Source organism: Psychrobacter immobilis (genome assembly GCF_904846285.1).
Taxonomy (GTDB): Bacteria; Pseudomonadota; Gammaproteobacteria; order Pseudomonadales; family Moraxellaceae; genus Psychrobacter; species Psychrobacter immobilis_D.
The window spans coordinates 1-13,071 of the sequence record NZ_CAJHAD010000035.1 but is presented as its reverse complement, the minus strand read 5'-3'; the positions used below and the strand labels follow the sequence as shown (position 1 = coordinate 13,071).

General features: G+C 42.8%; 12 protein-coding genes. 4 read left to right on the top strand and 8 right to left on the bottom strand.

Features of this window, described 5'->3' with window-relative positions:
- Window positions 1-79 precede the first annotated feature (79 nt).
- The 6 genes from JMX13_RS12930 to JMX13_RS12905 form a co-directional block, all read right to left on the bottom strand.
- Window positions 80-1,099, bottom strand: a complete 1,020-nt coding sequence (locus JMX13_RS12930; RefSeq protein WP_201613171.1) for a YhdH/YhfP family quinone oxidoreductase — start codon at window positions 1,097-1,099, stop codon at window positions 80-82.
- A gap of 53 nt (window positions 1,100-1,152) precedes the next feature.
- The gene (locus tag JMX13_RS12925) at window positions 1,153-2,130 is read right to left on the bottom strand and encodes a zinc-binding dehydrogenase (protein ID WP_201613169.1); all 978 of its coding nucleotides are present in this window, start codon (window positions 2,128-2,130) and stop codon (window positions 1,153-1,155) included.
- 146 nt (window positions 2,131-2,276) lie between these two features.
- Window positions 2,277-2,888 carry a GDYXXLXY domain-containing protein gene (locus JMX13_RS12920; protein ID WP_201613167.1) on the bottom strand — a complete coding sequence of 204 codons (612 nt, stop codon included), beginning with the start codon at window positions 2,886-2,888 and terminating at the stop codon, window positions 2,277-2,279.
- Window positions 2,885-4,063, bottom strand: a complete 1,179-nt coding sequence (locus tag JMX13_RS12915) for a DUF4401 domain-containing protein (RefSeq protein ID WP_201613165.1) — start codon at window positions 4,061-4,063, stop codon at window positions 2,885-2,887. Before JMX13_RS12915 ends, JMX13_RS12920 begins: the two co-directional genes overlap by 4 nt.
- A complete protein-coding gene (locus tag JMX13_RS12910) occupies window positions 4,056-5,156 on the bottom strand; it encodes a DUF2157 domain-containing protein (RefSeq protein ID WP_201613163.1) in 1,101 nt (366 codons plus the stop codon). Before JMX13_RS12910 ends, JMX13_RS12915 begins: the two co-directional genes overlap by 8 nt.
- Before the next feature lie 132 nt (window positions 5,157-5,288).
- Window positions 5,289-5,543 (bottom strand): DUF2798 domain-containing protein, encoded by a 255-nt coding sequence (locus tag JMX13_RS12905; protein ID WP_201613161.1) that lies wholly within the window; start codon window positions 5,541-5,543, stop codon window positions 5,289-5,291.
- Window positions 5,544-5,836: 293 nt separating this feature from the next.
- On the opposite strand from JMX13_RS12905, the gene JMX13_RS12900 reads away from it, so the two are divergent.
- Window positions 5,837-6,598: an aspartate/glutamate racemase family protein gene (locus tag JMX13_RS12900; protein ID WP_201613159.1), complete on the top strand. Its 762-nt coding sequence runs from the start codon at window positions 5,837-5,839 to the stop codon at window positions 6,596-6,598.
- A 49-nt stretch (window positions 6,599-6,647) separates the two neighbouring features.
- On the opposite strand, the gene JMX13_RS12895 is transcribed toward JMX13_RS12900, so the two are convergent.
- Window positions 6,648-8,228 carry an MATE family efflux transporter gene (locus JMX13_RS12895; protein ID WP_201613157.1) on the bottom strand — a complete coding sequence of 527 codons (1,581 nt, stop codon included), beginning with the start codon at window positions 8,226-8,228 and terminating at the stop codon, window positions 6,648-6,650.
- A 173-nt stretch (window positions 8,229-8,401) separates the two neighbouring features.
- Between JMX13_RS12895 and nadR the strand changes: the two genes are divergently transcribed.
- Entirely contained in the window at window positions 8,402-9,478 is a 1,077-nt protein-coding gene (gene nadR / locus JMX13_RS12890) for a multifunctional transcriptional regulator/nicotinamide-nucleotide adenylyltransferase/ribosylnicotinamide kinase NadR (RefSeq protein ID WP_201613155.1), read from the top strand.
- A gap of 99 nt (window positions 9,479-9,577) precedes the next feature.
- Window positions 9,578-10,531 (top strand): alpha/beta hydrolase, encoded by a 954-nt coding sequence (locus tag JMX13_RS12885; RefSeq protein WP_201613154.1) that lies wholly within the window; start codon window positions 9,578-9,580, stop codon window positions 10,529-10,531.
- Between the two features lie 95 nt (window positions 10,532-10,626).
- Here the strand turns inward: JMX13_RS12885 and JMX13_RS12880 are convergent, their stop codons facing one another.
- Window positions 10,627-11,670 (bottom strand): NAD(P)H-dependent flavin oxidoreductase, encoded by a 1,044-nt coding sequence (locus JMX13_RS12880; protein ID WP_201613153.1) that lies wholly within the window; start codon window positions 11,668-11,670, stop codon window positions 10,627-10,629.
- A gap of 265 nt (window positions 11,671-11,935) precedes the next feature.
- Here JMX13_RS12880 and JMX13_RS12875 point away from each other — a divergent pair, with 265 nt between their 5' ends.
- Entirely contained in the window at window positions 11,936-12,898 is a 963-nt protein-coding gene (locus tag JMX13_RS12875; RefSeq protein WP_201613152.1) for a GTP pyrophosphokinase family protein, read from the top strand.
- Window positions 12,899-13,071 lie beyond the last annotated feature (173 nt).

Genomic DNA, 13,071 nt, shown 5'->3' with positions numbered 1-13,071 from the left:
GGTTTTACGCCAATGCAGAAACTAAACCACGCAGCTTAATTCTATTTAATAAGTGTCTTATGGTTGGGGTGATTACCCCCTAACCCCGAACATTCACCACATAACGCCCGACCGTCTTACTCGCCATAAAGCGGTCTAAGTATTCAGGTGTTTGCTCTAGGGTGATTTCTTCGGCATAAATCTCTAGATTAGGCAGTTTCATATCGGTTGAAACACGCTGCCAGATAGCCTTTTTATCCGCCAGTGGAATATAGACCGAATCGATACCGAGTAGGGATACTGCACGAGTGATAAAAGGCATGACCGTCATCGAAAACTCAGCGCCACCCGCCAAGCCACAACTAGTGACTGCGCCGCCCGCTTTGGTCTGCTTAAGTAAGTTGGCTAGATAATCGCCGCCTATCGTATCAATGGCATTCGCCCACAGCTCGCGACCGACTGGTTTATTGCCGATTTCATTGATGGTATCGCGGTGACGAACTTCGCTTGCGCCAAGCTCTTTTAGATAGTCGCTTTGCTCAGGTTTACCTGAGAAGGCAATCACTTCATAGCCCAGCTGCTTTAAGATAGCAATGCTGATACTACCGACGCCGCCCGTTGCACCCGTGACAGCAACTGGTCCATCACTTGGTTTTGCACCCATTTTTTCTAACTTTTGCACACTTAATGCTGCGGTGAGACCGCCCGTACCGTAAATCATCGCTTCTTTTAGTGTTAAAGAAGGTGGACATTCGACCGCCCAATCCGCTGGGATAGATATCATTTGGCTTAAGCCGCCATCGGTATCCATTCCTAAATCATAGCCAAAGACCACGACTTCTTGACCTGCTTTAAACGTGCCTGATTTGTCACTGACCACGACGCCTGCTGCATCAATACCAGGAGTGTGCGGATACTGCTTGGTGATTCTTTTATTACCTGATGCTGACATCGCATCTTTGAAATTTAGTGATGAATAATGCACGTCGATTAATAAGTCATTTTCAGACAAGTCACTGACATTACGCGTTTGGATGCTTTTATTGAATTTGCCGTCGCTGGTTTCTTCGACGACTAGCGCTTTAAAAGTTGTGTTGTTGGCGTCCGTTTGGTTAGACATTATATTATTCCTTTTTTATTACTTTTATATTAAAGGGACTTTAAATGAGCAGCTTAAGGCTTTAACAGTACCTTACCTTTCTTGCCTGACTGTAATTTGCCATCGACTGCTTTCACGATATCAGCCAAATCAAATACCGCCTCCACAGGCAGTTTTAATTGTCCATCAACCGCTCTATCAATCAGCTCATTCACCAAACGCTGCTTATTCTTCACACTCATCTCTTGGCTAAGCTTGCTGCCCCAAAAGCCTTTCATAATGGCTTGCTTGAAAATCATATGGGTCGGATTAATGACCATAGGCTTACCTGACATCGCCCCAAACGCGGCGAATGTGCCACCATGACCCAGTAGCGATAATAAATCACCACTATTTTCACCGCCGACAGAGTCGACCGCCGCGCTGATGCTATCATCACCGATGATTTGACGGACTTGCTCTTTCCAGTCTTTATCTGAGCTGTTGATATTATTTTTAATACCGAGAGCGGCTAATTCTTTTATCGCATCTGCACTGCGTACGAGGTTAATGGTTTTTACGCCACGCGCAGCCGCTAACATCGCAAGCGATTTACCGACCGCGCCATTGGCGGCATTATGAATAATCCATTGACCGCTTTCTACTTCTAAAAACTCCAGCAGCATTAAGGCACTTAGCGGCATGGCAATCAGCTGCGCGGCCATTTCATCTTCTAAGCTATCAGGCATTGGAAAAACCATATCAGCGGCGGCGACAAAGTATTCTGCCCACGTTGCTTGTACACTGGCAGCCGCCACGCGTTGCCCGACTTTTAGGTCTTTGACCTCACTACCAACGGCATCGATAATACCTAATGCTTCACTACCACCGATAGCCGGCATCTCAGGCTTAAAGCCATACTGACCGCGAATGGTAAGTAGGTCATGATTATGGATAGAGGCTAAAATAGTTTTGACGCGCACCTCATTGGCTTTCGGCTCAGGAATAGGGCGGTCGCCGAGGCTTAATACTTCAGTTGGTTTGCCAAAATGGTCATAAGTTGCACTACGCATGATAAATCCTTTTTTTAATTTTAAGGTTGTTGCAAATGTTTTTAACGAGCTAATGAATTTGCAGCCTTCAACAGTAACAAACCCAGCTTACTTATCGCAATATCACTTTGGTTAATGAAAGTCATTACCTAGCCGTCTTTTATTATTTAAGGAGAGGAGTCAGCAGCTGACTCAGCTTTACCTTTAATAATCTGAAAATTACTATCTACCATCTCAGTTAATAACGGCTCGCCCTTATCATTGACCCGAAATAGCCCATATTGTGCTGCCTCAAAAGCCTCGCCATGACCTTCTTGGAAGAAGAAAGCATTAGTCGCTAGCTGCATTGTGCCGTTACGAATACGGTAATGAATAGCGATCTCATTAGTGGCTAAATTTTCAGGCTGATTATCAACAGCTAAGCGCAAAAACTGGCCGACGTTATGTTTATCTAAAGCGACAATGACATAGCCTTGTTCATTAGTAGGATAGCTACCAGGGTCTCTATTTAAGGCGGCAAATACGTCACGCTCTAGCGCATAGCTAAGCGTCATATAATCGCCCTGCATAAAGCCGCGCGGATCAACGGGTGCAAGCGCTAATAATACCGTATCGCCAGTCGCAAGATGTGCTTCATATTTTGCGATATTCATCGTCATCACCACCAATACTAACGCCAATCCAAGGAGGGCAATAACAATCGTGACTGCCGGTTTTTGTAGCCAATGTGCACTCGATGTGTCTTCAATTAAGCGTTTGGTCAAAATTTTATTGTTCATGACAGCCGCTCCTGATTGTCGTTAGCACTCGATTTTATATTCGCAAAATAGCCTTTGATAAGCAGCCAGCGCAGCAGTAATAGCGCGATACCGATGACAAGCATGGAAGCGGATTTGACTAGGAGAGTAGTATCGAGCTGATAGTAATACCAAAAGATATAACCAACTAAAGCGATAACGCCCAATCCTAAGAGCACGCGTTGGCTATTGGCAGTCGCGATAATGATAATTAGGCTGGTGGCCAATAAGCCTGAGACATAAATGGAGATAACGCCAAGTACTATAATCGCGGCGCTAATCAGTAGTCCTGCTGTTGATAGTAGTTTGATGTGATAGCGCTTAAGAATCAGATAAGCGGCATAAAGGCTGGCAAGCGTTAATAGCCCTTGGGCCAGATAGTAGTTATAGCTAAAGGCTTTACCGTAGTTATCAAGACTATCAAGGTTATCAAAGCTATTGCCATATTCAGCAGCGATGAAGTAGACCGAAACAAGGAGTAAGACGTAAGCACTCGCATAACCAATAGCACTGCTAATATCAAAGAAGCTGGCGCGCCATTTGGTCGGGATAAATGCCGCTAGCGTATAGCGTTGTAAATGAGCGACGCTCGTTATCAATGCAAACAATCCTAAGCTTACTTCGGATAAGTGATAGTAATTTAACAGGTAAAATAGGTAGCTTAAAGCTAAGGTCGCGCTTAATAAACGATAGATAAAATTGGGTATTACAATAGTCATTAACAGTTGTACAAGGAGCAATAGCATTATATTGAGTGGCTCTGCAATCTCACTCGCCAGTAGGGCAAAAGCAATATAACCTTGACCTGCTAGCGTAATCGAAAAAGCTAAGCCATTCCAAAAAGGGCTGTGGCGACTGCGCGCGTTATAAAATAAGAATCCGCCAATGATGCTTAATAGTGCGCCAATGATAATAACCGCCAGCGTACTATCAAGCAAACCGGTGTTATCTAACATTAAAGTCAAAAACCCGATAAAAAACAGGCTGGCCAATATGCCACTCATACCAAAAAGTAAGCTGATAAACCAAGGGCTGCGCGCTGCAGATTCGGCATTATTTAAAAGCTTATCACTGATATTTTGCGTGTCGATGAGTCCCGGCTGCTGCAATAGCAAAATCTCAGGCTGTTGCTCGTTATGGTTGATATTATTATTCATGACTGTTCCCCTTAATGATAGAAGCAGCAATGTCATCGTTGTTGATACGGCCAACTTTGCGTAGCCACATGACTGCCGCCGAGCTCATGCCAATAAGCAACAAGGCTAATACTAAAAATCCAGCGGCGTCAAAATCATCTAACAGCCATTTACCGACCCAACACATCACCACAATAATCATCGAAAACGATAGATAAGTCAGCATCAGTAAATCAATACGGCGCTGACGAAACTGCCGAAACATAAAGCCGCACCAGCCCAACCACACTAGGATAGCGATGAGCGTTTTCCAGATATTACCACTATCAAAGACCGTGACAATTGCCAGATAAGTCATAAAAAACGTAGGTAATAAACCGACGATATAAGTGCTCCAGTGCAAGCTGGATTTGGTTTGAGAGCTGTTGATTTGAGCGGTGGGTTTTTTAGGGATAATACGATGAAACAGATGGGGAGTAGAGAAGGGGGTTTTATTATCGAAACTAATCAGCCAACTATAAAAGGCAATAAAATTAAATAGTGCAAGGATGGCTACTTGAGAGACGTTTTGCAGGCTATAGTTAATAAATTGTAGATTTGCGATATCTAAATAGAGTGCCAAGCAGACATTAACTAACCCCAACCACAGCAGCCACAGCGCAGGGAAACGGGCAATCATGACCCACGGCGTAATCAGTATTGCCCAACCAAAAAACAGCTGCCACGTATCAGCACCCGTTTGATAGACCTGTCCAAATAGCGCCAATAAGCTACCGGTGATGATACTGGCAATGAGCAACAATAACTGCCGAATCAGTTGAAACTGTCGCCTAAAAGACAGGGCTACATAAAGCGCAATGGTAATAACCAACGCTCCTTCAACCAAGGCAAATTTGCCTGTTTTGCCCATATTTTGCCAGTTATAGGCGATAAAGAACACTAAGGATAATACCAGTGCCACCGCGCCAATAATCAGCAGCGCTTTATCAAAAAAGTCTAGCCACGTGCGTTTGCTAGGATAGACCTCAAAGTGTATTGCTGCTGCCTCGGCATTTTTAAGAGGGAGGATATTTTGCTGTAGTAACTGCTCGATAGTACGCCGTGCGTGGCTCATAGTCGCCTCTGATTAAAAACAGTTTGTAGCCTATCTTAGCTGTTTTTACGCCGGCATAATGTACTAAAGTTTATAAGTTACTAAGTTTTATAAGTTACTATCTTTTATAACTTACTAACCTTTATAACGGCTTTAATAAAACTCGATACGGCTTAGCAGGTGCTCTTGAATTAAATAGGCGCAAATATAAGCGCTCGGCCAAGCAACCATAAAGGCATACTTCCACGAGTTAAACAGGGTAACAAAGAAGCCTTCGACAAACCCTACGTTAATCAGTAGCAGGGCCGTCGAGATAATCGTCGACATCATCAGCGCCATTAAAAAGGTGAAAATCAGCCGATAGTATTTGCGCCGCGTGCGTATTCTGACGGTCGGGAATTTTGCCATAATGTTCTGTTGTCCTGCTTGATGAGAGCCACGTTTAAGGGGTGTTATAAACGTGATTTTGCGATGAGAGAGGATGATATAAAGCATTGCTCATGCTTAGCGGCGACTATGATAACGCGTGATGACGGCGAGGTAAAATGGTTATTATCAATCATAAAGTTCGCCTTATTATATTGTTATCATTCAGTTTTAATGCTTTGCTGCTATTCAGGCTTATTAAGTGAACTTTAATGCTATTTAAAATAGCTGTATTTAAAATAACCTTCTTTAAAATAACTGTATAAGGATAAAAAATGTCTGCCAATCAAAGTAATGTAGCGCAACAATCAGCCAAACAATCCCCGTCCAAAACCTTATCTAAACAAAGAACACTTGGCATCATCGGTGGTATGAGTTGGGAGAGTACCGAAAGCTATTATCGACTGATAAATGAGGGTGTCAAGGCTAAGCTAGGCAATTTGCATTCAGCAGACTTACTGCTTCATAGCGTGGACTTTGCTCCGATTGAGGCACTGCAAGCTAAAGGGGCGTGGGATGAAATGGGCGCAATATTAGCCAATAGTGGCAAACGTCTACAAGCGGCTGGCTCGAAAGGTTTACTTATCGCGACTAATACCATGCATAAAGTTATCGATGATGTCCAAGCCTCGACTAACCTGCCGATTATTCATATTGCCGATGTCACGGCTGCTGCGATTAAACAGCAAGGTTTGACTAAGGTTGCGCTGCTTGGGACTCAGTTCACCATGACGCAGGACTTTTATAAGCAGCGTTTGATTGATGCAGGCTTGCAAGTGTTGATACCAGAGACAGACGCGCGGGCAGAGGTACATCGCATTATTTATGAGGAGCTATGTCAAGGTCAGCTACTTGCTAGCTCACGCCAGTATTATCAGCAAGTGATTCAGGATTTAGCGAATAAAGGTGCAGAGGGCGTCATCTTAGGCTGTACCGAAATTGGACTGCTTATTAAGCAAGCAGACAGCCCCATTCCCGTATTTGATACCACCGCTATTCATGCCGCTGCAGCGGTGGATTTTTTATTAAGTCACTGAGATTAAATAAGTTGAGCTTAAACCAGTTGAATGTACTATTTATAAACCACTATAAACCACGCGATGAGCGTTTATTCTTTCTTATCATACGATGTTTCTGTAGTCGTCTTTGCAGACGTCGACGCAACCTTGTAATACGGCGTAAAGGGGATAGTTTCCATACCGTGGTTGGTAAAATATCACGAAACGAGGCACTGGTGCCGGTATGAGCGCGAAACTCCTCCGACCTTTGCGCCGCTTCTTCTGCGGGCATGTTTTTACCCTTGCGCCAGCCACCGTACAGATATAATCCTGCCCCCATCAGAGCAGTTGCTACCATGCCTGCTGGAAACGACAGCCAAAGCGCATCGGTTCCAAGGAACGGATAAAGCCCGAAAGCAAAGCCAAGACGCACAGGATACATCGAAATCACCATGACGATTAGTGGCCAAATCACATAGCCATTGGCACGCATGGTGCCAAACAGCACTTGCGCTATACCAAAAAAGATAAAGCCCCATGTCGCCATCAACTGAATATGCCGCCCAATCGGCACTGCTGCGCTGTCACTACCAAGGAAAAGCCCCAAAATAGTGTCATCAAAAATGCTCAAAACCCCGATTATAGCGCCTGTTAATATCACATTAAAAATAAGCCCCCAACGCGTAATTCCTGCAACCCTATGCCATTGATTGGCACCGATATTCTGTGCGACCATCGCACTGGCCGCAGCACTTAGCGCCATTGCCGGCATCTGCACGTAGGTCCAAAGCTGCTGGGTTGCGCTATAAGCGGCCGTTGTCTGTACCCCTTCACGATTAATCAGCGACAGCATCGTCAATGCTGCTGAAGAGATAACAATCATCTGCAAGCCCATCGGCAATCCCTTTGAAAACATCGACTTTAGGATGTCTCTATCTGCGCGTAGAAAACGGAGCTCTGGCAATTTAAGTGTCAGCACAGAACCACGCAGATACATGGTGACGACCATACCAATTAGCGCTAGCGTGTTGGCGACGGCGGTTGCAAAGGCCGAGCCAAATATACCCCATTCAGGAAAGGGGCCTAGTCCCAAAATCAGTACCGGCGTCAAAATCAGGTCGATAATCACCGATATAATGATAAACCAAAGCGGCGTCGTAGAATCACCCGTTCCGCGCAGTGCCATCATTATCAGCGTAAAGGTCAATGTGACAGGCATCGCCACAAAAATCATCCGCAGATAGGTCAGGGCTAGATCTACCGCACTTGGCGGCGTCCCGAGCAGCTCAAGGAGCAGTGGGGCAAATATCCACCCGATTGCCGATACCAATATACTGATCGGAATAATGCTACCCAGCGCCGTGCCCATGGTTTTTTTGACTATAGTATCGTTACGACTGCCCATGGCCTGACCAATCAAAATAGTCGCCGCCATACCAAAACCGAAAACGAATGAGATCAGGATAAACATCAAGATATTACCGTTTGCAGTTGCTGCCAGCGCTTCTTCCCCTAAAAATCGACCTACCCAGACGGCATTAATCGAGCCGTTCAACGACTGCAGGGCCGATGAGCCGAGAGTCGGTAAGGCAAACAGCAGCATGGTTTTGGCAATCGACCCTTGGGTAAGGTCACGGCTTTTATCGGTGGAGGTAGTTGTTTTACTCAATGTTTATCCTTTTGCGCCATCCAAGTTGGCTTTATTTAATGACATAAAAACCCTTATTATAAATGACCTTGCTTGTAGCATCTTGGTTAGACTGGTAACATTTTTTTATATAATGTATTAGGACGTGTCCTTAATTCAATCGACAGACATCTAAATGGGCTAAAAATGACAATATGAAAAAAGAAACGATAGGCATGTTTGGCGGTAAGTTCTTAATAGTACATAAAGGGCATGTGCATGCGATGCGAAAGGCGGCGGCTATGGTCGATAAGCTTTATGTCATAGTGACTTATAACGTGATGTTTGAACGTGAGGTTTATTTTCATAAAAGTAAAATCGCCCCGATAGCGGTGGAGCAAAGACTGCGCTGGTGGCATGAAATTACTAAAGAGCTGGATAATGTGCATGTCTATGCAATAGAAGAAACCAATATCAATAAAAATACTGATACTCATACCAATGTTAATTATCATGCTCATGCTAACGTTGAGCCTGACTGGCAAAGCTGTGCCGATAGCATTAAAACCTTGATAGGCAAACCCATCGATTTTATTTTTAGTTCTGAACCAAGCTATAGTGATTACTTCGATGATTTATATCCTAAAGCAAAGCATATTATTATCGACGCCGACCGTCAGCTTTATCCCATATCCGCAAGCCAGCTACGTCATGACGGCGCGATTCAGCACTGGGATAGGTTGCCCAACGCGGTACAACCTTATTTTGCCAAAGGTGTTGTTATCGTTGGTACAGAAAGTACGGGCAAGACCACATTAGCGAAAGATTTAGCCCATCGTTATAACACTTGCTATGTCGAAGAAGCAGGGCGCAAATTTTATGAGGAAATTAACGCTGAAATCGTCTTGCTTGAGGATTTTGCACAGATTGCTTATGAACATAAATATCATGAGAGGCAAGCTAAAAAAGTGGCAAATAAGATATATTTCGTTGATACAGAAGCGATTACGACCCAGTTTTTTTCAATGGCTTATCTGGAAGCAAGGCAAAGCGTACTTGATGAAATCGCTAAACTGCAAGATTATGACTTGTGGTTATTTTTAGAGGCGGATATTGAGTGGGTCGCTGATGGGTTAAGGTCTTTTGGTGATATGCAAGTTCGCAATAAAAACAATCAATTACTAAAATCTTTATTAAATGAGTTTGGGGTGCGCTATCACATTATCAGCGGCAACTATGATGAAAGGTATAAAAAATCGCTTAAATATGTTGATAAATTATTGACCCAGTAACCTAGTTATTAATATTCTTATGCTAAGATTGCGATTTTAAGCACCTTTAACTTCTAACCTTTTCTATGTATATCTACCAACTATCACAAGGATGTTTCGATGCTATTAAAACGCCTGTGCTTTGCCGCGCTTTTTAGTCTTTCTATGGTCGGTTGTACCACCGCGCCCAATGCGTTAGCGGTCAATACGACCCAAAAGATTATTCAATATGAGCGTAACAAGTCTGATTTAGAAATCAAATCGTTAACACTAGCTTCAGGCGATAAGATGGTCTATGCAGAAAACGGCAATGTCGCTGGCGAGCCGTTATTACTCATTCATGGCTTTGGCGGTAATAAAGACAACTTTACCCGTATCGCCCGTCAGTTAGAAGGCTATCATCTGATCATTCCGGATTTGCTTGGTTTTGGTGAATCTAGCAAACCGATGAGCGCCGACTATCGGTCGGAGGCGCAAGCGACGCGCTTGCATGAATTGCTGCAAGCCAAAGGTTTGGCGTCAAATATTCATGTCGGCGGCAACTCGATGGGCGGCGCTATCAGTGTAGCTTACGCAGCAAAGTATCCCAAAGACGTCAAAAGTTTATGGCTCGTCGATAGCGCAGGTTTTTGGTCGGCAGGTATTCCTAAATCATTAGAAGGTGCAACGTTAGAGAACAATCCGCTGTTAATTAAGAGCAATGAAGACTTCTATAAAATGTATGATTTCGTCATGTATAAGCCGCCTTATCTGCCGAAATCGGTCAAAGCGGTGTTTGCCCAAGAACGTATCAAAAATAAAGAACTGGACGCCAAAATCTTGGAGCAAATCGTCACCGATAATGTCGAAGAGCGCGCCAAAATCATCGCCCAATATAAAATTCCGACGCTAGTGGTATGGGGTGATAAAGATCAGATCATCAAACCTGAAACGGTCAATCTTATAAAACAAATCATCCCGCAAGCACAAGTGATTATGATGGAAGATGTCGGTCATGTACCGATGGTTGAAGCGCTGGATGAAACGGCAGATAATTATAAGGCGTTTAGAAGTATATTGGAGGCGCAGCGCTAGGGATTGGTTGAAAGTCATTATTTTGAAAAAAAAGAAACACCAGATATGTTGGTGTTTCTTTTTTTGCCTAAAAGATATTAACGATATCTTTTAAATTATAAATCTTTTACCAGTCGCTCGAGCAATTCAAGTGTACTTTCTTTTCTGACCAAAGCTACCCCTTGTCCTGCCCATAAAGACTGATGTTCTGCATCTAGGTTGTTTTTTGCATGGGCACGCAAGTTTTTGGTCATGGCATTTAATTGTGGGTAGGGCGGTAGCTCATGTGCGTTTTCAAACCGGCCAAAGTCACGCAGATAATCGTTTAACAAACCGCGTGCTTGCTTACCTGAAAACAGCCGTGTTAAGCGTGTCTCGCTACTACGCTTACCCAGACCGGCATCAAGTAGCGCTTGTTTATAAGTGTCATTAATACCGCATGTATCCGTGGTCAAAAACGCCGTACCGATTTGCGCAAGCTCAGCACCTGCGGTTTGTATCGCTTTAATCGCTTGCCCCGTCATAATACCGCCCGCTGCAATCAAAGGAACATCGGTGCACGCGCGTGTTTGGCTAATCAGCGTCAATAAACCTAGTGGATCGCTCGCGCTTTGTGGCAACCAACCACCGCGATGGCCACCAGCTTCTGATCCCTGAATACATACCGCATCGACACCAATCTCCGCCCATGCTTTTGCTTCTAGTGGGTGATTGGCAGTGCCGATGACGCGCGTACCCAAATCTTTTAAATCCTGCACCTGCTCGGCACTGATAATGCCAAAGGTAAAACTGGCGATAGGAACAGGATTGTCATAAAGCACTTGTAGCTGCTCTGCAAAGCTTAGCGCGGGTCGTTTAGGTAACGCTATGTCTATATTATTTTTCTCATAATACTCATTTAACCAAGCAGGGACTGCGCTGTCTAATGTATCCGAATCGTGCTCGGATAACACCATCAAATTAATCATAAAGGGGCGACCAGTGAGTGATTTAAGGGTATTAATGTGCTCGTTTAATACCTCTGGTGCCGTCGTCCCTCCTCCCAATGAACCCAGTCCACCAAAGTTACTCACCGTCGCTGCCAGCTCAGGCGTGGTTGCTCCTGCCATCGGCGCTTGCACGATAGGATAGGTTAAATCAAAGGTTTTAAGTAAGGTCATGACGGGAGTCCTTTTTGTTTTATTAGGAGATTTGCATGACTTACTTTAACAAAGCTAAACGACGTACGTGTGAGATAATGTGTATTTAGTTATTCGATAAAAGAAGTAAGTTCTGACTACAAAGTTGTAGTTAAGATAGTTGACTACGATTTTGTAGTGAAATTATGCACCACAATCTGTAATTACAAATTAGTTTGTTCGAGTATTTATGATGTGAGATACAATTATCGACTTCTTATGACAATCTATCCAATGAGCTATCAAGATGAATTCAATATTGAAAGAATATGACAATAAGAGAGAAATATTAGAGAATCTGGATAAGTCTCTCGAAACACTTATAAATTCTTTGCTTAAACAAAAAGGTATTAAAGCTCATCAGATACAAACCAGAGTCAAAAATAGAGATAGTTTAGAAAAGAAAATTTTAGCAAAACAGAAATACGAGTTTTTAGACGATATTACAGATATAGTCGGTATCCGTATAATTACATACTTTGAAGATGAAGTAGATAAAGTCGCTAAGGTAGTTGAAGAAGAGTTCGATATAGATCGAGAGAATTCAGTCGATAAACGTGAGATAGATACTGATAGATTTGGCTATAGAAGTCTATATTATGTAGCCAGTTTAAAGAAAAGCAGGACTATCCTTTCAGAGTACTCAGATTTTGAAACTTTCAAATTTGAGTTTCAAATCAGAAGTATCTTACAACACTCTTGGGCAGAGATTGAGCATGATTTAGGTTATAAAGGGGCGGCTGAAATACCATCTTCAGTAAAGATAAGTTTTTACAGAGTTGCAGCACTTTTGGAGCAAGCAGACATTGAGTTTGTAAAGTTAAAGTCTACTATAGTGGATTACGAGACGAGTTTAAGTCTAGATATTAAAGTCAATCCTAGCCAAATTGAAATAAACAAGGCCTCATTAATATCGTTTATGAGAACAAATAATAATGTGGTTAAATTTGAAAATGATTTATTTGTTAATGAATATGGTTTAATGATCCTAGAGTCTGACGTTGAAAGCTTTGCTCATAACGCACTAATAAATAGAATTAAGAACTTAGGTATTGAAAACATAAAGCAATTGGAAGAGTTTTATTTAAAAAATGAGATTTTGCTCATGAAGAGTTTTGAATCTATTTTTCCTCAGGTTAGTAATACAATCAGACGAGGCGCTTCTGTATTAATACTTATAAACTATACATTTTCTAAACATAAAATCTAGAAGCATATTGATTAAATTATTGATAATTTTCTTAATTTCAAATATTCTGCTAAATCTGTTATTGCTAATAAATACAAATGATAGACCCATTATCTTTACTAGGGCGTGTCCCTAATCTGGAAAAGTAAGTTCAAAAGCCTTAAAATATAGAGACTATTTCAAACATGGCTCTC